Raw genomic sequence first — 20201 nt, 5'->3', positions numbered from 1 at the left:
TCAAATAAATTGTTGCTCTGACTATTCAGAAACCATTGAAATAAATATTTTTGACCATTAACATCAGTTAAATATAGTTTTATAATAGGTGATTTATAGAAAAAATCCCCCTAATAAAATCATGAAAATTTTAAGTTTGTTGTCATTTTTACTATTTTAGATAACCAGGGTTTATCTTGTCGAAATTCAAGCATAACCCAGATATTTAAACCAATGCAAACCGTAGACAAAGCGAGTAAAATAAAGGTAGGAGCTTGTATCACCCCTACTATCCACCAACTGACTACATGAAGGGATAAAATAAGAGCAAAACTCATCGCTATGACGACAGAAGTCATTAACTTCCAACGGGAAGGTTTAATCACAACAAAAATCAAGCTGAGTAGGGTAGTAAGTAAGTTTGCTGGAACTAAAAAAGCGCAAATCCCAACACAATTATTACGAGAGAATTCACCAAGAGAGATAATATCAAACATTAATTTAACCCAAGGGGTAATAGGCAAAGTCTTTAGTTATATTATATAGTAAGTTTGCCAAAATTATTGTCAAAAATCAGGCAAAACTTTCAGAAATTAAAATGATCCTAAGAATTTGTAGCTATTTACACCATCGTAGCGGATTGGGGAAAAGTCAACTATTTTTGATGATTCATTCCTTAAAAAGATGAACAATTCTTGAAATTCTATATACACTAGGGACAGGATAAATAATGGACATCAAACAAAATTTCTGATTTCATCATGACTTATACGACTCAACAACTGATTAAAATTCTCGATCAAGAATTACGGGCCACCTGGAAAGGGGAACGGGTTGTCTTATCCTGTCAAGATCGTATCAATAATCCTGTGATTGCCAAAGCCTTGAATCAAGATAAAATAAATCAAGTTTTTGCTTATCAAGACTTTCGCCGTCAAATTCATAAATATCAGATACAGCATCGGGTTTCAGGTATTATTTGGCGTAGCTGTACCTATCAAGGACAATCTATCCGTTATCCTGAATTACATAATCAATTAATTGCTGTTCCAGGGGATAAAGAAATTCTACTGAATGCTAAAGAATCTGTCATCAATTTTTGGTGGGAAATGACCCAAGGGATGAATTTTTGGCTGTCGGCCCATCATCGTCGTCCTATTTCTTGTGATTCTATTGAAGACTTTATCACAGAGGTGGAATGGGCCGAAATTGATGCCGCTAGAACTGAATTATACTTAGGATTATGTTGGGGAAATCCCCAAGAATATCAGTATCAATGGGCTAAACCTGATTCCGGTTGTCATCGGATTATTGCTGCGGTAGATGAACCAAGTTCTATTAAAGTTTAGTCGGAAAAAATGACTGAAACTACTGTGATTCTAACGACGGATAATCATCAAGAATGTTCTTTTAATCGATATCAGTTAAATACAACCCCAACACTCAAGACTTGATATCCTATAATATAGGATAGTCTTTCTAGGACTTGTTTGACTGTTCTTTTTGGGTGCTACGGTTTTCCCAACACCCTAATTATCTAGCCAAAACCCTGCCCCACGGGAACAATTGCTGTCATGACAGAAACTGTGGCAACCACTCAATGTTCTAAACCTGAATGCCAAGCTGCAAACTCGCTAGACAACAAATTCTGCGAACAATGCGGAACACCTTTGCTTAAGCGTTATTTATGGCCCTTAGGTAATTGGATAGAATCCTACCAAGTTGGTCAACTCATTGATGAACGGTATCTCCTCAAGGCCGAGAAGATTGTTTTAGACACCAAACCAGGAATTCCCCCCACATTTAACGAAGACATCCCCGATAAACTCAGGAATTATTTAAGATTATTTCCCTATCGTCTCCATTTGCCGCAAATTTATAGTTATTATTCTTTAATCAGCGAACCCGAAACCGTTGAAGAAACTCCCCCTCCGGTAACGGAAGAAACTCCTCCTCCAGTAACGGAAGAAACTCCTCCTCCAGTAACGGAAGAAACTTCCCCCAAGAAAGCGAAAAAGAAAAAATCGAGAAAACCGCCAAGAATTCTCCTTCAAGAATTTGATCCTGCTGCAGTGTGTTTACTGGAATACGGGACTATTCCCTTAGATGAGGCAGGAGAACCCTGTTATCCTACTTTATTACCTCAATTAACCGAAGTTTGGGCAGATTATCAAGACAATCCTTTGCGACAATTAAACTGGTTGTGGCAAATGGCCAAATTGTGGCAACCCCTAGAAGGACAGCGCATGGTGTCTAGTTTACTCAATCCTTTTCTCGTCAGGGTTAATGGGGGCAATATTCAACTGTTGGAACTCCACAAAGACGAACATAACTATCACAGTATTAAAGAATTAGGTCAGTTTTGGTTATCCTTGGTTGACGACGCATCTCCCCTGATTGTTGATTACCTAAAAACCCTTTGTGAATACCTGCAACGGGGTAAAATTCCCCATCCTGAATATCTTCTCCATTACTTTGACAATGCCTTAACCTATTGCGGACAATGGTACGAACTACAATATCAAATTTTTACCCAAACCGATGCCGGGCCAACGCGCCATCATAACGAAGATGCTTGTTATCCCCAGTCAGGAGAATTTAACCAACCCTCTCCAGAGTTTCCCAATTTTACTTTGGTTTGTGATGGCGTTGGTGGACAAGATGGGGGAGAAATTGCTTCTCAATTAGCCATTGATACCTTAGTCCAGGAAATTCCTAAACTCCCCGTTTTCCGAGAAAGTTGGAATTCTCAACACTGTCTACAACAGTTGGGAGAGGTGATCGCTTTAACTAATAATCTCATTAGTAAACGCAATGACGCAGAACACCGTCAAGATCGACAACGGATGGGAACTACCCTAGTTTTAACTTTAGCTCGTGGCCCTGAAATTTATCTAGCTCATGTGGGAGACTCCCGCATCTACCAAATCACTACCACCGGTTGTCATCAAGTCACCATTGATGATGATTTAGCTTCTAGAGAAGTTCGTCTAGGCTATTTATTCTATCGAGATGCTATTAAATATCCCAACTCAGGGGCCCTGGTGCAAGCTTTGGGCATGAGTAATTCCACCAATTTGCATCCTAATGTGGAACGTCTCATCATTGATGAGGATTGTATCTTTTTATTGTGTTCCGATGGGTTAAGTGATTATGATCGGATCGATCAATATTGGGACAGTGAAATTGCCCCTATCCTCAAAGAAAAAAAAGATCTCTCGACAGTTGGTAAACAATTAATTGAGTTAGCTAATGAGAAAAATGGCCATGACAACGTGACTATTGGCTTAGTTTATTGTCAAGTAAAATTAACTAATCTTAACCCAACGCCTCTGATGATGGCAGCCATAGAAACATCCCTCGCCAGTTTAACGGAAGGAGAACCGACCGAAGACAGCCTAGATGATACTTCCCAGGATCTCATCCCTACAGAACCCCTTAGCCCGTCTGCGGTTGCTCAACCTCAACCCCAAAAAATTTCACCACTTTTACTCAGTGCCTTCGGGCTATTAATTCTTATTATCGCTGCTGGTGCTTATGGCTTTGGACAACTTTTCAAACCCAATGACACCCCCTCCCCTAACCCATCCCCTTCAAACTCTGTAATCTCCCCTGTTCGGCCAAACTCTGGGAAGTGAAGTACCCCAACTAAACTTCATTGTTGATCTTTTTGTAGTATTTTTAGGTAGGGACTTCTGCCAACATTCTGTTAAACAGTTAATCGATAATTTGGATATCTTCTAGATTATTTATAACTCTAAGTTTGTTCGCTTTTTTTTATTGTATAGAGATAACTTTTCGATTTCGCACCCATAGGGCAAATACTGCGCTGGTGACAAACATTAGTAAACTATATATCCCGGCCGGAATCGCCATACTGGGTGTGTTTAGCAAGGTGCTGGCAATGGCGATCGCTAATGTCCCATTTTGGATACCGACTTCCACCGTGATTGCTTTAGTAATGCTATCATCAAGCTTGGCCACGGTGCCAATTCCATAACCAATAAGCATCGTCACTACATTCAATGTTAATGTTACTCCCCCCACTTGTCGTAAAGAATGAAGAACATTAGCACGTTCTTTTAGCAGTAAACCAAAGATGATTAAAGCTAAGAAGAATAGAGATAGCCATTTAACTGTTTTTTCAACCTTAGTAGCAAATTGGGGTGTGTAGTAGTTCAGCAACATCCCTAAAGAGACAGGAATTAGGGTGATCACCGCAATTTGCATAACGGTTTTTAAGATAGGCAACTGTAGGGCCGCTTCTCCTCCCATAAAGCTCTCCATGGCTAAGTTAACAACCAAAGGAATTGTAAAGACAGTAATTAAACTACTAATAGCCGTCAACGTAATTGATACGGCCACATTGCCTCGAACTAAATATGTGATCATATTGGAAGTAGCACCCCCAGGACAAGCAACTAAAATCATTACTCCTACGGCTAATTCTGGGGTGAGGGGGAAAATTCCCGCTAACAAAAAGCCCACTATGGGCAGCAGAATTAACTGAGCAATTAGTCCCAGTATTACGGCTTTGGGTTCAACCAATACCCGTTTAAAATCATCCACTTTCAGCCCTAACCCCATGCCCATCATAATGATAAACAGGGCAAGAGGGAGAAAAACCGCAGTAAGAAAATTAGACTCCATAATCACTCCACACACAGACGACTGCTGGCTATTTTACAATAACTTTCACTACAACGTCCCCTTAAACAGTCCTTGAGGACGCACCAACAACAGCACAATCATGATCAGGAGGGCCACCCCTAATTTGTAATTAGACCCCAACCAAGGCACACTTAACTCTTGGGCCACCCCAATGACTAACCCCCCGGCGATCGCCCCGTAAGGGTTGCCAATGCCCCCTAAAATAACGGAAGAAAACATCGGTAAAATCAAAAACCAGCCCATATTGGGGCGCACAGTAGTAGTAATTAAGCCAAACATGACACCCCCTAAGGCCGTCAAAATTCCTGTAATTACCCAAGTCCAGCGCACTACTTGTTCCACATTAATACCTGAAACCCTTGCTAAATCAAGATTATCCGCCACGGCCCGCATCGCTTTGCCAATTTTAGTCCGTTGCAATATCAAGTGTAAAATAAAGATAGCAACCACAGCCAAGATAATGGCCCATAGACGATCTGTTGCTAATTTTAAGCCAAAAATTTCCTGAGCCTGCACAATAGGGATATTATATCTTTGGTTATTGGCTCCCCAAATCATTAAAATACCATTGCGAAGAAACAGAGCTAAGCCAATAGAGATGATAATGAGGGTGGTTGATGTCGCTCGGCGATCGCGCATCGGTTTCCATAACAGATATTCCGAGATTAACATGGCCAAAACCGTACCCGCGGCCCCAACCACCACCGACAGTCCTAAATTTAGCCCTTGACTATTGACTAACCAAGTTAAATAAGCACCCAGGGTCAAAAAATCCCCGTGAGCAAAGTTAGACAGTCGCAAAATGCCATAGGTTAGGGTTAACCCTACGGACGCTAAAGCGATCACACTGCCAATGGCTAACCCGTTAAATAGGTTCTGTGCTGTCTCTAAAATGAGTTGTGATGTATCCATTCCCCAAATTGTCAATCCATATCTGTCTCAATGAACCATACACCATCTTGGGGAATTTCGGAGGAAATAACCAGCTATCGAGCCAGCAAAGATGATTGAAACCGCAGTTTTAAGGATGTTCCTTCTCCTGGGGGGGGATAGATGCAGATTTTAGTATTTGGGGCAAATTCTGCTAAATATTTCCTTAAAGATGGGAGAACTTTCAAGATTTCCCAATTACGTCTGTTATCAGGACAAATGATCACCAGAGTTAACGCATTGCTACAGGTGGTAAGATACCATCCACATTGGGATAATGGGGCTTTGGTATAGCGATCGCAGATGTCAGAGAAATATTGGGTGACAGCTTGATCAAGCTTCCGTTGTAGGGAGTCGTCTACAGGAACTTGGGAGGGCAAGTCTTCGGGAGGAAGGTAAGAATAGCTCATAGGAGCAATTGTCAGCAATTGATTACTTTTATAATTAAAATATTTACCTCTAAGTGTCACTGCTGTCAATCCCTACAAATTCAAGGGAACGGGGAACGGGGAACAGCCTCGGTGAGCAAATGCCCACACTTAAAAGACGCGATGCTCTGTGTGCTTGATCCTGTAAAATACAATGTGGCAGACAATTGATACTTTCTTGCCCCTGCTATCTTCAGCAGCAATATCAATAACGCTTTAACACTGTAATTTGGGAAGGCCGCTCCATGATTCACGACATCTTCATGCCTGCTTTAAGTTCCACCATGACCGAAGGAAAAATCGTCTCCTGGGTTAAGTCTCCAGGGGATAAAGTCGCCAAAGGGGAAACAGTGGTGGTGGTAGAATCCGATAAAGCAGATATGGACGTAGAATCCTTTTATGAAGGTTATCTCGCCATTATTTTAGTCGAAGCCGGACAAGAAGCCCCCGTGGGACAAGCGATCGCTTTAATTGCAGAAACCCAAGAAGAAATCGCTCAAGCGCAACAAAAAGCCCCCTCTAGCCCCTCAAAAACGGCTGAACCAACTCCACCCCCACCCCCAGAAACAAAGGCGGAGACGACCCCAACAGTCATCCCTAGCGCAGCCCCGGCTCCTTCCCCCAATGCTCATAATGGCCGCATTGTGGCTTCTCCCAGAGCCAAGAAATTAGCACAAGAATTAAAAGTCAACCTCAACGCCGTTGAAGGTAGTGGCCCCTATGGCAGAATTGTGGCTGAAGATATTGAACGGGCCGCAGGAAAAACCCCAACCCCTACCGCTACCTTACCTCAGTCTCCTGCACCCATTGCTACCCCGAAACCAGCACCCGCGGCCTCTCTACCCGTAACAGCAGGAGAAACTGTACCCTTAACCACGTTCCAAAAAGCAGTGGTACAAAACATGGTAGCTACCCTACAAGTGCCGACCTTCCATGTGGGTTATACTATCACTACCGATGGCTTAGATAGGCTTTATAAACAAATTAAGTCCAAAGGCGTGACCATGACGGCACTCCTTGCTAAAGCGGTGGCTGTGACTTTACAAAAACATCCTCTCGTTAATGCTAGTTATAGCGATCAGGGCATTCAATCTCCTCAATCGATCAATGTGGCGATCGCCGTGGCGATGGATGATGGGGGCTTAATTACACCCGTTTTACAAAATGCCGATCAGGTTGATATTTATTCCTTGTCCCGCACTTGGAAAGATTTAGTGGAGCGGGCCCGCACGAAACAATTACAACCCCAAGAATACAATAGCGGCACCTTTACCCTTTCCAACTTGGGAATGTTTGGGGTAGATCGCTTTGATGCTATTTTACCCCCAGGACAAGGCTCTATTTTAGCGATCGGTGCTTCTCGTCCCCAAGTCGTAGCAACACCAGAAGGGTTATTTGGGGTGAAACGTCAAATGGCAGTCACTATTACTTGTGATCACCGTGTTATCTATGGGGCCCATGCCGCAGCCTTTTTACAAGATTTGGCTAAGTTAATTGAAACCAATGCTCAATCTTTAACGCTTTAATCATTAAAGCCTGACACACAAACGAGTATCAATTGTCCCACCAATAGCTTGAAAAAGGCAGAAAGTCTTGCTCAGCTTAGGTGGGTTTTCTTTCAAAATGTTTGTTAAATTTCTTGAGTTTGTTTCACACTTGCTCCCTGAAAAATGAGAAGGTAAGTTGTATTAGCGATCGACACAGCTTTGCTATTTCATTATTGATGGCCGCAAAATTCTATGACAGCAACTTCATTTCAATCTCAACCTAATTTAGCCTCTCGCTTAGTTAATGGCATTTTATCTATTAAACCTCTCGCTAAGTTGGCTAAACATCAAGCGAGATCCATGATGATTAACCGGGCCGAAAAAATTGGGGTTCCTTGGCGGGAAAATGTGCGTCAACTTCGTACCCACAACTGGGAAAAGGAACTCGTTAGGGTGGAAAATCCTAATTTAGTCTACCCTGACTATTATCTTTGTTCTTTCCATGCCTATGATAAGGGTAATTTAAGCTGGGAATCTGCCCTAGAAGTGGAATCTGCAGCTTATGCGGTTCATGCTAGTATTTGGCCTGGGGCCGGGGTTAATGGTGATCCTCGGTTGCGTCAAAATTATCATGAAATATTGAAGCAACAATTACCTCTCACACCTCAAGCGATCCTTGATCTCGGATGTAGTGTGGGAATGAGTACCTTTCCCTTACAACAAATTTATCCCCAAGCTCAAATTACAGGAGTAGATTTATCTCCTTATCATCTTGCGGTTGCTCAATATCGCAGTCAACAACGGGATCTTTCTATTAAATGGTTACACGCAGAAGCAGAATCTACGGGTTTACCGGAGACATCTTTTGACCTGGTTTCTACCTTTTTGTTGTACCATGAATTGCCTCAAAAAGCAGCTAAAGCTATTTTTCAAGAAGCCTATCGCTTGTTACAACCAGGGGGCTATTTTACCATGATGGATATGAACCCTCGTGCGGAAGCTTACCAGAAAATGCCTCCTTATATTCTGACTTTACTCAAGAGTACGGAACCCTATTTGGATGAATATTTTTCCTTAGATATCGAAACAGCTTTGAGGGAAACCGGGTTTGAGTCTCCTAAAATTACTCCTATTAGTCCCCGTCATCGGGCCATTGTTGCTAGGGTAAAAAAATAGATAGTCAGTAGTCAGTAGGTTGGGTTTAAGCATCAAACCCAACTCAAACTCAATCTTCAACAATTATCAATTATCAATTGATAACTCAAGCTCCTTTATCATTAAAATAAGTTCATTATTTTCTAACCATGATTACCACACAAGCTAAACTGATAACTGATACTTGGATAACTATTACTTGGGAAAACTATTTACAATTATGTGATGATCCCAACTATGAAAAAGCTAGGTTTTATTATTATAATGAACAAGGAAGAATTGAAATGACACCTATAGGAAATGATCACTCAAGAGATCACTCAATTATTACCTATGCTATTCATCTTTACGCTGCACTTAAAGGACTTTATTTAAACGGTAATGATAATTGTAGTTATCGTAAAGCAGGAAAAAAAGAAGCACAACCTGATTTATCTTTTTATATTGGAGATAATGTTAATGTTATTCCTTATGGCACTTCTATTGTTGATTTAAACATTTATACTCCCCCTAATTTAGTCATTGAAGTCTCTAATACTTCCTTGGCAGATGATAAGGGAGAAAAACGTCTTTTATATGAAGATTTAGGGGTACAAGAATATTGGATAATTGATGTGAAAAATGTCAATATTATTGCGTTTCAAATGGAAGAAAAAGGCAGCAGACGCATTACTCAATCTCAGGTTTTACCAGATTTAGAAATGAGTATCTTAGTTGAAGCTTTACAGAAAAGTAGAGAAAGTAATCATTCTGAAGTTAGTCGCTGGTTACTGCAACAATGGCAAACAAATTAATCCATAAATCCCTCTGTTTTCAGGGCAAACCGCCGTTTGCCCCTACAGGTGAAATCTATCCGAGACGACGACGAGAAGCCACGCCTAACGCACCAAGAGCAATTAAACTGATGATACTACTGGGTTCGGGTACTGATTCGCTTACAATAGGATTAACATCCCCATTAATAGCTACAAATCCACCCCCGTCAACATTGGCGGAATTTTCAGCGATGAAGAAAACAGTGTCAGTATCCGCATTAATTCCATAGAAACGGAATTGCACAGGGCCTGTTTGGGGTGCTAAACTACTCAAATCTAGGGTATAGGTTGCAAAACTGCCAGTCAAGTTGATACTCCCTAAGTCACTGGTGAAACCATCAATACTAGAGCGCAACACTAAATCTAGATTAGTCTCATCCATTTGCGCGTTGAGTTGCAAATTGCTGAAGTCCATCTCAAACCCAGCATTAGCCTCTACCTGAAATTCTAGGTATTGACTGAGATCAACTGTAGCACCAGTATTCCAACTGCCAGATGAGCCATCAGAAGCCGTACCCGCTCCACCGAGTCCAAATGCCGGTAAGAACAGATGTTGTATATTAGCAGTATCTAAGCCTGTGGTGGATATATTCCCATCACTGGTATCTGCTGCCACTGGATAAGTTGCTCCCCCTGTTAAAAATTGATTCCAACCAGCTATGACAGCAGCGTTGGCGGGTGTCGCTCCTGCTACCCCAATTAAGGCTAATGGCGTTAAAACTGTCAGTAATTTTTTCACCGATTTCACTCCTCTTAAGTTAAAACAATTTTGGCTAAATTTGGGTAAATTCACCTAAATTTACTACCAGACACTAGCAGAAATCGGGGGGGGGTCAAGAGGTGTTTGATATAAATTTTAAATGTTTTGATATTAAAGCAATAAAAAATAATTATACAATATGGTTGTTCTAATTATTGGGAAGGATAATCTAGCCAAATTAACGACCATTACAGTCTAAAGCCTGATACTATAAGAACAAAGGCTGTCTGCACAGCCTCATTAAGCGTTACGGCTCAGAGATTCTTCCTAGAGCCTCGCGCGGTACACAAAATCATTGTTTTTGTCTCTAAATCTCAAAAAAAAATTGCCAAATTTTAGCTTCAATGATCCAAAGGGGCAAGTTTTATGATATACTATTTTATAATGGGAAATAGTGGCTTTTTTGCTTTTTGAAGGTTATGTTTCCACTATGAAGTATTATTTTTAATAATTGCACAAACTTTCCCAAAAGTCAAATAAATCTAAGTCTCAATCTCAGTAGATCAAAAACTCCCAGCTTAAAAAACCCGATTTTTAACCAAACAGTAACGAAGTCATGCTTGGTTTGCTGTCTTTAAAAATCGGGTTTTTGTGATTTTTTCATCATGCTTAGGGCTTAACTAATCTTGAGCCACAATCACCACAGTAATATTATCAGAACCGCCGCCATCCTTAGCCGCTTCAATTAAGTTTGTGGCAATTTCCTCGCAAGATTTACCATGCTCAAAAATCTCTTGAATAGCTTCATCGGCAACTTCTTCCGTTAACCCATCACTACACAATAATAGTTGATCCCCTGGCTGTATATCTAACTTGGCAATTTCCACCGTATTAGTATCCTTACGCCCCAAACATTGGAATAAAACGTGCCGCCAGGGATGAGTTTTTGACTGTTCTGGGTCAATATCTCCCATTTTTAAGGCCCTTGCCACCCAAGTATGATCTTCCGTAATTTGCTCTAAATTGCCGTCTCGGAGACGATAGAGGCGAGAGTCTCCTACATGGCCCCGTAAAGGTTGCTCTCCCCGGAACAACACTACCACTGCGGTCGTTCCCATTTCCCGTCTTTCAGGATGACTTTGTTGGTCTTCTAAAATACCCTGATTAGCCTTTAAAATCGCTTCTTCGAGAATCTGATGGGAGGAAGCTTCAGATTCCCAGTAACTATCAAGGTGGGTTTTAATCTGTTGTGTAGCAATGAGACTAGCTTCTTGTCCCCCTGCATGGCCACCCATCCCGTCGGCTACAATGAAAAAACGCCCATCAGGGTCGATATAAAAGTTATCCTGATTGACCGATCTCAACAGTCCTGGATCAGTAAGACCCTTGAAACGACGATTTATCATTGGTGAGTTGGTTAGTAACGATTAACAATAGTAACGCTGCTTTTAGAACATCCGATCTAAGCGATTGATGCGACGAAGCAGGCGAATTAATGCCCATGCTGGAGCTAACCCTATTATAATAGCGGCGATAGCAACTTGAACATAAGCATTCACAAACAAAATAGTAGCACAAACCCCTAAAGCACTGATAAAAAGGGCATAATTTGTTGCCATTTGCATCATGCTTAAGCGGCGTAACAGGCGATCAGACTCGACTGAGCGCACCCGTAAGCGAATGTCTCCCCGATCTAACTTTTCAATGGTATCCTCAATCCGTCGTGGTAATCCCAAAGCGGTATTACTCACTTGAGTTGCTTGACGGGTAATTTCATCAATAATACTGTTGGCCGTGTTTCCATCCATATCAGCAATTAAGTTCATAGCAAAGGGTTGGGCGACTTCCATAAAGCTAAAATCCGGATCTAAGCCTTTACCAACTCCTTCTAAAGTTGAAAAGGCCCGCATCACAAAGGTAAAGGTGGCCGGAAAGCGAAAGGGTTGATCGTAAGCAATTTCGTACAAATCATCACTAATTTGGGCCACAGACTGTTCTTCAAAGGGTTTATCCATGAAGTTATCCAGCATAAATTGAACGGAACGACGCACTGGCCCCATGTCATCCGTGGGACTCAAAGCACCCAGAGCAACGAGAGATGTTACCACGCGATCGCCGTCTTTTTGTGCGACACCAAAGAGGGTATCCATCAACTTTTCTCTGACATTGGTTTCAATGCGTCCCATCATGCCGAAATCATAGAAAATCAAGGCCCCATCAGTATCAACGGCAATATTACCAGGGTGGGGGTCAGCATGGAAAAAGCCATCATTGAGCAGTTGACACAAATAAGCTTTGGCTCCTAATTTCGCCAACAACTTGCGATCTAACCCTGCTGCTTCTAATCCTTCATAATGACTGATTTTGATGCCGGGAAGATACTCTAAGGTGAGAACACGGGGGGAAGTATAACGCCAGTATACCCTGGGAACTTTGACCCAATTTTCTCCCCGAAAATTGCGGCGAAAGGTATCAGCATTTTGCCCTTCATTCAGATAATCAGTCTCTAACCAAAGAATGCGACAACATTCTTCATAAATACCGAGCCAGTCCCTTCCTTTACCCCAACGGGGATGATTTTGGAAATAATAAGCGATTTTTTTGAGAATAGCTAAGTCGATGGTAAATAATTGTTTCAGGCCGGGACGTTGTATCTTAACAACGACTTCTTCGCCACTATGAAGTTTGGCTTTATGAACTTGTCCTAAACTTGCTGCTGCAATGGGAATGGGATCAAAACTCCGATACAGTTTTGAGAGGGGTTTGGCAAAATCTTTTTCAATAATGGCGGTAACTTGCTCGTAAGTAAAAGCAGGAACCTCGTCTTGAAGTTTGGAGAGTTCATTGACATATTCAACAGGGAATAAGTCGGCACGGGTTGAGAATAATTGCCCTGCTTTAATAAAAGTGGGGCCCAGGTTGAGCAAGTTTTGTCTGATCCAAAGAGCTTGTTTTTCTCGCCGTACTGCTAATTTTTCTTCTGTGTAGCCCCCTCGATAACTCCATTTCTTGCCATTGAGCCAAAATTGAGATAGCAAGGTGAGAACGAACCGCCAAATATCAAGACGACGACGGGTAATAGAGTAGTTTTCTTGATTCCAACGGTATTTTTGGGCCGTTTCTAATGGGGTCATACTTTTGGAGACAGAGGAACTTTTCTGGGCAGCAAGAGCGGGGTTGACGTTTGAAGACAGGGCAGACACTCGGTTTCTGGTTGATGCTAACTTAGGTTTTTAAGGGATGAGAGGTAGAAAAATCGGGTTAAACTTGTTGACTACGATAATTTTTGAGTTCTGCTTTGAGACGGGCAATTTCTGCTCGTAAATCATCAATAGTCTCTTGGAGATCTACAGGGGAACCGTCCTCTGTGGTTGTGGAACTTGTGCTGTCTTGAGATACATCTCTCTGGGCCCGATACTGCACTTCTTCGATAAACTGGCGCAGTTGTTCCCGTTGCTCAGCATCAAATTTTCCCAGTTCACTGAGGGCGTTGGTTAAGGAATCTTCGACTTTCTCACTGAGGACTTCAGCGAAAGCTCGACCTAAAAAGAAGGCATGAAGAACAGGATTACTCATTTAGCAAATTTTGTTAACGCTTTTGTAACAAATTATATACTGCTTCTTGGAAGTGTGGGAAGTTTGAGGAATAAGGGAGCAGCGATCGCAGTATGAAAGAGTTGGGCTAAATGAGTTAAATTAAAGTTGAGGGTTACAATTATGAGAAAATACGATTGGGATGGCTACACAATTAATCTCTATCGTGATGATGATGGTGATTGGTTAGCTTATCTGGTAGATTTTCCGAATGTCTCAGCCTTTGGTGATACACCAGAAATTGCCCTTGATGAACTTTATGAAGCATGGGAAGGAATGAAAGATTGCTACAAAGCGGACGGCGAAGATGTCCCTATAGCACCACGCAGCAAAGAATACATTAATTCAAGTACCATCTAACAAAATAGAAACCTAAGTCATAAGTCTTAGGTTTCTTCTGAATTATTAGGGAAAGATGGTCAAATTTGACGCTTCTCAGGATCAACGGGAATAAACACTTTGGATTTTCTCAGATATTTCCAGGCAATGCCATCAGGATCTTTACTCTGACTCCACTCAGAAAAATTGGCTTCTCCTTTACGCCGACCAATGGTACTGGGGGTTGTATCTAACCGCTTCGCCAAATCTACTTGAATTAGGGTAAATTTCTGTTTTGTCTCAGGGTTAGTAACTGTTTCCGTTTCCTGGGGTGGCGGTGGTTCGGGGGTTTCTTCGATGGGGAGTAAATGGTCTGATGAGATCTCTGAAACGGGGGTAAGATCAGACAAGGAAGGCGTTTCGCTAACAGCTTGATTAAGTTGTTGTCGTTCTTCTTTAAGTTCCGCTAGTTGAGCAAAAGGACTCGATAGAGGTTGAGGGGGTGTCGCTTCGGAAATGGTTGGCGTTTTCTCTGTCACCGAATAGGTTTCTGGAATGTCAATTTCTTCCTCTTCATCATCCCAAAGATCTTCGAGTTTCTCCGGCTCAGCTTCCTCTGTCAAGGGTTCACTGTCATCAAAAATGCTGCCTAGGGTACTGGCCGTAATAAAGAAATAGATTCTACCCTGTTCTGGTAATTCTTGATAATTAGCCCCGTATTCTTGAGCTTTTCTGGCGAGAAACCGCTTGGCACTCCCGGCACTTAAATCGGCTTTGAGGGATAAATCTAGGGGTGTGATACGTCCTTGATTCTGTTGTAGCAATTGATTGAAGATGGGATTCATCCTTGTACACCATTGCTGCCATTGATAATTGTCGATCAGTTTCCAGACAACAATTAAGGCAACAAATCCCAGTATCCACATCCAAGCTTTATAGAGTAGTACAATGACTCCTGCTAAGGGAAGGATGAAGATGAGAAAGGCGGCCGGATTACCATTGAATGCTTTTCCAGTCATAATTTCTGGTGTTCAATAGGATTGATTGGTAAAACTGATGTCATTATGCACCTAAGTTTCACCTATATAGAAATCGATTTTCAAAGAACTATATATTATCAGTATTTGAGCCACTTTCATCTTAAAAACGTCTGGTCATTTGCACCCCGTACAAAATTCCTAGGAAAACGGATATAATCATCAATACTAAAATCACCCCCCCAGGGATAAAGCCTAAGATGCCTAAACCTCTCAAAATATACAGGATGAGAGTGATGAGACAGGAAACAAGCAAGGCAAGGGTGACAGGCGATCTGGGGAAACGGGTTGATTTACTCATTTAACTCTCATTTATAATTCATTTCTCAACAATTCTAGGACTTTTTGCCAAGCATCTTTCGCTGCTTCTCCATGATAACTGGCCCGTTTATCGCAGAAAAATCCATGGCCTGCCCCTGGATATTTAAAAATACGATGGGGAATATTATTCTGTTTTAAAGCTGATTCAATCATGTTTACTTGTTCAACAGGAATACTCCTATCTTCCATGCCAAAAAAGCCATACAAAGTTCCTTTAATATCTGGGGTACAATCTACTGTTGCTTTTCCCTCTTCCCCTGGCATCCAATTAGCAATTCCTGCTCCATAAAATGAGGCTGTTGCTTTAATCTCTTTGAGAGTGGAAACAAGATAAACTACATGGCCCCCAAAGCAAAATCCGATTGTTCCTAGACCTGTTTTTTTCACTTGGGGTAAGGTGTAAAGATAGTCAATGGTTGCTTGAATATCGGATAATAATTCTGAGGCTTTGGTTTGATTTTTATAGACTCTGCCAATTTCAATTGATTCTGGGGTGTAACCTGTTTCAAAACCAGGGGCTTGACGCTGATAAATAGCGGGGGTAATGGCTACATATCCCTGCTTAGCTAATCGTCTCGTTATGTCTCGAATATGCTCGTTAACGCCAAAAATTTCTTGAATAACAATGACTCCAGGAAATAGTCCTTCTGCTTCTGGTATTGCTAAGTAACTATCAATTTCTAAGTGACCATTTTGAATAGAAACTTGTTGGGTTTTAATCTCTAATTCTGTCATATTTTCTACTTAATAGATAATCTTGATGTGCCAATTATTAACGTAAAATAAACAGATACATTTCAGGAAGACTAATTTGTTTAGAAACCAATTTCAGGACTTTAAATACTGATGAGCTTTTCATTGGTTTGCCCACTTTATCGGCAAAGATAAGCCCTGATCTTTTTTGATAATATCCATTAAGATAGACGGTTAAATAGGGCTTTAATGTAGACAGAATGGGAACACATTTCGGTTTACCAAATTCTGACTGATTAATGATAATTTGATCATCTTTGATGTCACTCACTTTGAGGGACAAAATATCACTAATTCTTGAAGATGTAAAATAGGCTAAGGCAACAATGGTTCGATACTTAAGGGGTAGGATGCCCAGAAATTCTTCTAAGAGGGAAAATTGATCTAAGGATTCTGGAGGGGTGTAAGTCAGGTTGAGCATAGTTATGGGTGTGGGATGAGGAGGAAGAATCTAAAAAAAATCTTAATATGCTTCCATCCTAACAAAGAATTCCTAAAAAATAACAAAATTGTATAGAAGACAACCAAACTTTGACCTAGACAGGAATCTAGGGGATCTGGTATCCTCTAGAGGAAGACTCAGGATTGTCTTAGGGAAGAATGGATTTACATTTATTGCTTAATTCTATCCATTGCTCAAGCTCAAGTTCTTCTGCACGGACTTGAGAGTTGAGGTTTAATTGTGTTAGTAAGTCTATCAAGTGATCCCCATCAATAAGACTTTTCAGATTATTGCGTAACATTTTTCTACGACTCGAAAATCCTACTTTAATTAGAGTTTCTAACTGTTTAGGATTAAGAGCAGGATTTTTGAGAATTCTGGGACGCAAAGCAATGACAGCAGAGTCCACTTTTGGGGGGGGAGAAAAAGCTTTACTGGGAACATCACAAATATAATTACATTGGGCTAAATACTGCATTCTGACTGATAATGCACCATAATCTTTGTTTGCTGGTGCTGCGATAATTCTTTGGGCAACTTCTTTTTGAACCAATAAAACAATTAATTCATAAGCTGGAATTTGGGGATGGGAAATTGTGCCTAATAATTTCTCTAAAATGGGGCTTGTAATATTGTAAGGTATATTGGCAACGACTTTATTAAGCGGTAAAAATTTAGGAAAATCTTGGGCTTGAGTTTCAATATCTAACTTCAGAATATCCCCCTGTAATAATAAAAAATTGTCAATGTTTCCCAAGCTTTTTACTAAACCTTTACATAAATCTCTATCTAGTTCAACCGCAATTAAAGATTGAACAATAGGTAAGAGACGACGGGTCAAAATACCTGTGCCTGGGCCAATTTCTAAGATGCGATCGCTCTCTTTTAGTTGGGCGGCCGTTATAATCTGTTCTAAGGCTTGTTCGCTGCGTAACCAATGTTGAGCAAAACGTTTACGAGGTTGAGGCATAATTGATAACTTAAAACTAATTTAAAATTCAAGCTCAAAACCATCTATAATACTTCTGAACAATCAGAATATTTTATTCCTCTACTAACTAACTTCTAATTTTATGATAACATCTCCTCAATCTGAGAAACTTAATTTTACCACAAAACTGGCTTATGGTGCTGGAGATTTTGGACCAGCAATTACGGCTAATATCCTAGTATTTTATTTACTTTTTTTCTTTACAGATGTAGCAGGTTTGCCTGCTGGTTTAGCGGGAAGTGTGCTGATGATTGGGAAAATTTCTGATGCGATTAATGATCCGATTATTGGCATTTTAAGTGATCGTACTCGTTCTCGTTGGGGTCGTCGTCTTCCTTGGATTTTAGCAGGAATAGTTCCCTTTGCTTTCTTGTATTGTTTACAATGGATAATCCCTCATTTTAGTGATGATATTAATACTAACCAATGGAGCTTATTTGCTTATTATGTATTGATTGGTATTTTATTTAATATTACCTATACTACGGTTAATTTACCTTATACAGCCTTAACCCCTGAATTGACTCAAGATTATAATGAGCGAACAAGTTTAAATAGTTTTCGGTTTTCGTTTTCTATTGGGGGAAGTATTTTATCGTTAATTCTCTATATCTTAGCGTCTATTGCCTATCCTAATGATGCTCAAACCAGATTCTTTGTGCTGGGATTAAGTTGCTCTATTTTGGCAATTATAGCCTTGTTATGGTGCAGCTTAAGAATTCAAGAAAGGGGAGCTAATCCTATTCTGAATTTAGCTAATAAAAAGCAATTAGGCAACATCTTAACCTTGCTTGGTATCTTAGGAATTATGTACGGAATTTTGAGAATTATCCCTGGCATTTCACCCCTAATTGGTGGTCACAGTAGGTTAGATTATCTCAGCTTTTTTGCCTTGTTAGCAAGTTTATTGATTTTGGGTTTTGGACTAAGTTTAGTATTTAGTAAAACAGAAGAACATTTAGTTAATAAAGAAGCACAACAAGAAAACAAAATAGCACAAACAATAACGTCTTTATCATTTCCTCAACAGCTAAAAATCGTTTTTAATAATCGTCCTTTTCTCTTTGTAATCGGTATTTATTTATGTTCTTGGTTAGCAGTTCAGTTAACAGCTTCGATTCTTGTTTACTTTGTGGTTAGTTATATGAGGTTAGGAGAAGATACATCAGGTTTTGTCGCTTTAGCTGTCCAAGGAACTGCTTTAGTAATGTTGTTTTTTTGGCAAGCAGTGAGTAAAAAACTCGATAAAAAAATTGTCTATTTTATGGGAATGGGAGTTTGGATAATTGCCCAAATTGGATTATTTAGTTTACAACCTGGACAAGTTACTTTAATGTTTATTTTAGCAATTATGGCAGGTTTTGGGGTATCGGTTGCTTATCTAATTCCTTGGTCAATGGTTCCCGATGTCATTGAATTAGATGAATTAGAAACGGGACAAAGAAGAGAAGGGGTTTTCTATGCGTTTATGGTGCTTTTACAAAAGTTTGGGTTAGCATTAGGATTATTCTTAGTAGGTGTGGTTTTAGAAGCAGCAGGATTTATTGCAAGAGTCCCTGGTGAAGATATTCCTATTCAACCGGAAAGTGCTTTATTAGCAATTCGGATTGCCGTAGCTCCCCTTCCTGCTATCATTTTAATTATCGGTTTAGTTTTGGCTTATTTTTACCCTATTACCCGCGAAGTTCATGCAGAAATTCGCTTAAAATTGAGAGAAAGACAGGAACAGAATAGTTAAAATTGGAGAGAATTCATTAGCCAAAGTTACTATAAACAGTAAAAAACCTCAGCATCACTGAGGTTCAATGGGAGAAATCCGATTTTATCAAGCAAGAGATGAAAATATTAGCTAATAACAGCAGAAACGATAACTAAGCTGGTAATGAAGAATGCAGCGATTGCTCCTTGGACTAAGTAACGACGTTGTTGGTAAGGAGCAGGATACTCAGCGTAGTAAGCTTTGGGTTCTACTGCGTAGGCGTTGGTGAGTCCGTTATCGATTTGGGTGGTGTACATCGGTTTTGACCTCCGGTGTGTCTCTATGTATATTAATGTAACAAATACATTTAGTTTTGTAAAGATGGCTTGACAAATTTATTTTTATACGATCCATTAAGTCCGCTTATCTTTAGTTCTCAGGGAAGACTCAGAGAGCATTAGGGGCAGTCTCAGGGGAGGTGATTATGTTATAGATGGGGAACAAGTTCCACTTATTTCCACTTCATCCCTGGAAAGGGAACGGTTAAAACCATGAATATACCTGAGTTTTGGGACTGACATCACCCCTGAAGACCCAATATAGTAAAGGTAACAAGAAGAACAGAGGTCACGAAAATGTTTAACACCACCACCACCAACAACACCACTATCGTCCGCAACTACATTATTCTTGCTGCTACCGTTATGTTTGCTTCCATGGGCTTAACCGACACATTTTTGGCCCCTACCCGTGCTGGACAACAAAACCGCCTCGATAACTATGGACAAGTTGTCAGTGCTGGAATCGTTGCTTATTCACAAAAGCTTGGTCGTTAAACTCTCTGGGTTCGGCCCTTTTCTCTTGTTCTTGCCCTGTCAAAA

The 20201-nt window shown here is 40.5% G+C and carries 22 protein-coding genes; 8 read left to right on the top strand and 14 right to left on the bottom strand.

Features of this window, described 5'->3' with window-relative positions:
- Window positions 1-119: 119 nt before the first annotated feature.
- The gene (locus VB715_RS15080; protein ID WP_323302040.1) at window positions 120-476 is read right to left on the bottom strand and encodes a hypothetical protein; all 357 of its coding nucleotides are present in this window, start codon (window positions 474-476) and stop codon (window positions 120-122) included.
- A gap of 264 nt (window positions 477-740) precedes the next feature.
- Between VB715_RS15080 and VB715_RS15075 the strand changes: the two genes are divergently transcribed.
- Window positions 741-1328 (top strand): hypothetical protein, encoded by a 588-nt coding sequence (locus tag VB715_RS15075; protein ID WP_323302039.1) that lies wholly within the window; start codon window positions 741-743, stop codon window positions 1326-1328.
- Window positions 1329-1553: 225 nt separating this feature from the next.
- Entirely contained in the window at window positions 1554-3617 is a 2064-nt protein-coding gene (locus tag VB715_RS15070) for a PP2C family serine/threonine-protein phosphatase (protein ID WP_323302038.1), read from the top strand.
- A gap of 139 nt (window positions 3618-3756) precedes the next feature.
- On the opposite strand, the gene VB715_RS15065 is transcribed toward VB715_RS15070, so the two are convergent.
- The 3 genes from VB715_RS15065 to VB715_RS15055 all read right to left on the bottom strand — a co-directional run bounded on the left by VB715_RS15065 (window position 3757) and on the right by VB715_RS15055 (window position 5990).
- Entirely contained in the window at window positions 3757-4629 is an 873-nt protein-coding gene (locus tag VB715_RS15065; protein WP_323302037.1) for a bile acid:sodium symporter family protein, read from the bottom strand.
- A 48-nt stretch (window positions 4630-4677) separates the two neighbouring features.
- Entirely contained in the window at window positions 4678-5562 is an 885-nt protein-coding gene (locus tag VB715_RS15060) for a branched-chain amino acid ABC transporter permease (protein WP_323302036.1), read from the bottom strand.
- 74 nt (window positions 5563-5636) lie between these two features.
- Window positions 5637-5990, bottom strand: a complete 354-nt coding sequence (locus VB715_RS15055; RefSeq protein WP_323302035.1) for a hypothetical protein — start codon at window positions 5988-5990, stop codon at window positions 5637-5639.
- A 263-nt stretch (window positions 5991-6253) separates the two neighbouring features.
- On the opposite strand from VB715_RS15055, the gene VB715_RS15050 reads away from it, so the two are divergent.
- The 3 genes from VB715_RS15050 (at window position 6254) to VB715_RS15040 (ending at window position 9444) form a co-directional block, all read left to right on the top strand.
- Window positions 6254-7534 carry a dihydrolipoamide acetyltransferase family protein gene (locus tag VB715_RS15050; RefSeq protein WP_323302034.1) on the top strand — a complete coding sequence of 427 codons (1281 nt, stop codon included), beginning with the start codon at window positions 6254-6256 and terminating at the stop codon, window positions 7532-7534.
- 213 nt (window positions 7535-7747) lie between these two features.
- A complete protein-coding gene (locus VB715_RS15045) occupies window positions 7748-8671 on the top strand; it encodes a class I SAM-dependent methyltransferase (RefSeq protein ID WP_323302033.1) in 924 nt (307 codons plus the stop codon).
- Window positions 8672-8799: 128 nt separating this feature from the next.
- A complete protein-coding gene (locus VB715_RS15040) occupies window positions 8800-9444 on the top strand; it encodes a Uma2 family endonuclease (RefSeq protein WP_323302032.1) in 645 nt (214 codons plus the stop codon).
- A 55-nt stretch (window positions 9445-9499) separates the two neighbouring features.
- Here the strand turns inward: VB715_RS15040 and VB715_RS15035 are convergent, their stop codons facing one another.
- The 4 genes from VB715_RS15035 to VB715_RS15020 all read right to left on the bottom strand — a co-directional run bounded on the left by VB715_RS15035 (window position 9500) and on the right by VB715_RS15020 (window position 13741).
- Window positions 9500-10204, bottom strand: coding sequence for a PEP-CTERM sorting domain-containing protein (locus tag VB715_RS15035; protein WP_323302031.1), 705 nt, complete (start codon window positions 10202-10204; stop codon window positions 9500-9502).
- A 641-nt stretch (window positions 10205-10845) separates the two neighbouring features.
- Window positions 10846-11571, bottom strand: a complete 726-nt coding sequence (locus VB715_RS15030; protein WP_323302030.1) for a Stp1/IreP family PP2C-type Ser/Thr phosphatase — start codon at window positions 11569-11571, stop codon at window positions 10846-10848.
- A gap of 42 nt (window positions 11572-11613) precedes the next feature.
- The gene (locus VB715_RS15025; RefSeq protein WP_323302029.1) at window positions 11614-13299 is read right to left on the bottom strand and encodes an AarF/ABC1/UbiB kinase family protein; all 1686 of its coding nucleotides are present in this window, start codon (window positions 13297-13299) and stop codon (window positions 11614-11616) included.
- A 127-nt stretch (window positions 13300-13426) separates the two neighbouring features.
- On the bottom strand, window positions 13427-13741 hold the full coding sequence (locus VB715_RS15020) for a DUF6825 family protein (protein WP_323302028.1): 315 nt from the start codon (window positions 13739-13741) through the stop codon (window positions 13427-13429).
- Between the two features lie 126 nt (window positions 13742-13867).
- On the opposite strand from VB715_RS15020, the gene VB715_RS15015 reads away from it, so the two are divergent.
- Window positions 13868-14119, top strand: coding sequence for a type II toxin-antitoxin system HicB family antitoxin (locus VB715_RS15015; RefSeq protein WP_416336940.1), 252 nt, complete (start codon window positions 13868-13870; stop codon window positions 14117-14119).
- Window positions 14120-14178: 59 nt separating this feature from the next.
- On the opposite strand, the gene VB715_RS15010 is transcribed toward VB715_RS15015, so the two are convergent.
- The 5 genes from VB715_RS15010 to rsmA all read right to left on the bottom strand — a co-directional run bounded on the left by VB715_RS15010 (window position 14179) and on the right by rsmA (window position 17600).
- Window positions 14179-15096 (bottom strand): hypothetical protein, encoded by a 918-nt coding sequence (locus VB715_RS15010; protein ID WP_323302027.1) that lies wholly within the window; start codon window positions 15094-15096, stop codon window positions 14179-14181.
- 121 nt (window positions 15097-15217) lie between these two features.
- On the bottom strand, window positions 15218-15415 hold the full coding sequence (locus VB715_RS15005) for a hypothetical protein (protein ID WP_323302026.1): 198 nt from the start codon (window positions 15413-15415) through the stop codon (window positions 15218-15220).
- An 11-nt stretch (window positions 15416-15426) separates the two neighbouring features.
- Entirely contained in the window at window positions 15427-16170 is a 744-nt protein-coding gene (locus tag VB715_RS15000) for a dienelactone hydrolase family protein (protein WP_323302025.1), read from the bottom strand.
- A gap of 37 nt (window positions 16171-16207) precedes the next feature.
- A complete protein-coding gene (locus VB715_RS14995; RefSeq protein WP_323302024.1) occupies window positions 16208-16609 on the bottom strand; it encodes a tyrosine-type recombinase/integrase in 402 nt (133 codons plus the stop codon).
- Window positions 16610-16778: 169 nt separating this feature from the next.
- Window positions 16779-17600 carry a 16S rRNA (adenine(1518)-N(6)/adenine(1519)-N(6))-dimethyltransferase RsmA gene (rsmA, locus tag VB715_RS14990; RefSeq protein ID WP_323302023.1) on the bottom strand — a complete coding sequence of 274 codons (822 nt, stop codon included), beginning with the start codon at window positions 17598-17600 and terminating at the stop codon, window positions 16779-16781.
- 103 nt (window positions 17601-17703) lie between these two features.
- Here rsmA and VB715_RS14985 point away from each other — a divergent pair, with 103 nt between their 5' ends.
- Window positions 17704-19359 (top strand): MFS transporter, encoded by a 1656-nt coding sequence (locus VB715_RS14985; RefSeq protein ID WP_323302022.1) that lies wholly within the window; start codon window positions 17704-17706, stop codon window positions 19357-19359.
- Window positions 19360-19466: 107 nt separating this feature from the next.
- Here VB715_RS14985 and psb34 read toward each other — a convergent pair whose 3' ends face one another.
- The gene (psb34, locus tag VB715_RS14980; RefSeq protein WP_323302021.1) at window positions 19467-19637 is read right to left on the bottom strand and encodes a photosystem II assembly protein Psb34; all 171 of its coding nucleotides are present in this window, start codon (window positions 19635-19637) and stop codon (window positions 19467-19469) included.
- A gap of 318 nt (window positions 19638-19955) precedes the next feature.
- On the opposite strand from psb34, the gene VB715_RS14975 reads away from it, so the two are divergent.
- A complete protein-coding gene (locus VB715_RS14975; RefSeq protein ID WP_323302020.1) occupies window positions 19956-20156 on the top strand; it encodes a hypothetical protein in 201 nt (66 codons plus the stop codon).
- Window positions 20157-20201: the final 45 nt, after the last annotated feature.

It is taken from the genome of Crocosphaera sp. UHCC 0190 (assembly GCF_034932065.1).
GTDB lineage: Bacteria > Cyanobacteriota > Cyanobacteriia > Cyanobacteriales > Microcystaceae > UHCC-0190.
The sequence above is the reverse complement of the archived record's forward strand: the minus strand, read 5'-3'. Positions and strand labels throughout refer to the sequence as shown.

Bases quoted from the DNA above. Each gene is read 5' to 3' on its own strand.
- VB715_RS15010 (WP_323302027.1), bottom strand. From the start codon at position 15,096: ATGACTGGAAAAGCATTCAATGGTAATCCGGCCGCCTTTCTCATCTTC.
- VB715_RS14975 (WP_323302020.1), top strand. From the start codon at position 19,956: ATGTTTAACACCACCACCACCAACAACACCACTATCGTCCGCAACTAC.
- VB715_RS15060 (WP_323302036.1), bottom strand. From the start codon at position 5,562: ATGGATACATCACAACTCATTTTAGAGACAGCACAGAACCTATTTAAC.
- VB715_RS15020 (WP_323302028.1), bottom strand. From the start codon at position 13,741: ATGAGTAATCCTGTTCTTCATGCCTTCTTTTTAGGTCGAGCTTTCGCT.
- VB715_RS14995 (WP_323302024.1), bottom strand. From the start codon at position 16,609: ATGCTCAACCTGACTTACACCCCTCCAGAATCCTTAGATCAATTTTCC.
- VB715_RS15080 (WP_323302040.1), bottom strand. From the start codon at position 476: ATGTTTGATATTATCTCTCTTGGTGAATTCTCTCGTAATAATTGTGTT.
- VB715_RS15040 (WP_323302032.1), top strand. From the start codon at position 8,800: ATGATTACCACACAAGCTAAACTGATAACTGATACTTGGATAACTATT.
- VB715_RS15030 (WP_323302030.1), bottom strand. From the start codon at position 11,571: ATGATAAATCGTCGTTTCAAGGGTCTTACTGATCCAGGACTGTTGAGA.
- rsmA (WP_323302023.1), bottom strand. From the start codon at position 17,600: ATGCCTCAACCTCGTAAACGTTTTGCTCAACATTGGTTACGCAGCGAA.
- VB715_RS15050 (WP_323302034.1), top strand. From the start codon at position 6,254: ATGATTCACGACATCTTCATGCCTGCTTTAAGTTCCACCATGACCGAA.
- VB715_RS15045 (WP_323302033.1), top strand. From the start codon at position 7,748: ATGACAGCAACTTCATTTCAATCTCAACCTAATTTAGCCTCTCGCTTA.
- VB715_RS15075 (WP_323302039.1), top strand. From the start codon at position 741: ATGACTTATACGACTCAACAACTGATTAAAATTCTCGATCAAGAATTA.
- VB715_RS15070 (WP_323302038.1), top strand. From the start codon at position 1,554: ATGACAGAAACTGTGGCAACCACTCAATGTTCTAAACCTGAATGCCAA.
- VB715_RS15000 (WP_323302025.1), bottom strand. From the start codon at position 16,170: ATGACAGAATTAGAGATTAAAACCCAACAAGTTTCTATTCAAAATGGT.
- VB715_RS15025 (WP_323302029.1), bottom strand. From the start codon at position 13,299: ATGACCCCATTAGAAACGGCCCAAAAATACCGTTGGAATCAAGAAAAC.
- VB715_RS15055 (WP_323302035.1), bottom strand. From the start codon at position 5,990: ATGAGCTATTCTTACCTTCCTCCCGAAGACTTGCCCTCCCAAGTTCCT.
- VB715_RS15065 (WP_323302037.1), bottom strand. From the start codon at position 4,629: ATGGAGTCTAATTTTCTTACTGCGGTTTTTCTCCCTCTTGCCCTGTTT.
- VB715_RS14985 (WP_323302022.1), top strand. From the start codon at position 17,704: ATGATAACATCTCCTCAATCTGAGAAACTTAATTTTACCACAAAACTG.
- psb34 (WP_323302021.1), bottom strand. From the start codon at position 19,637: ATGTACACCACCCAAATCGATAACGGACTCACCAACGCCTACGCAGTA.
- VB715_RS15005 (WP_323302026.1), bottom strand. From the start codon at position 15,415: ATGAGTAAATCAACCCGTTTCCCCAGATCGCCTGTCACCCTTGCCTTG.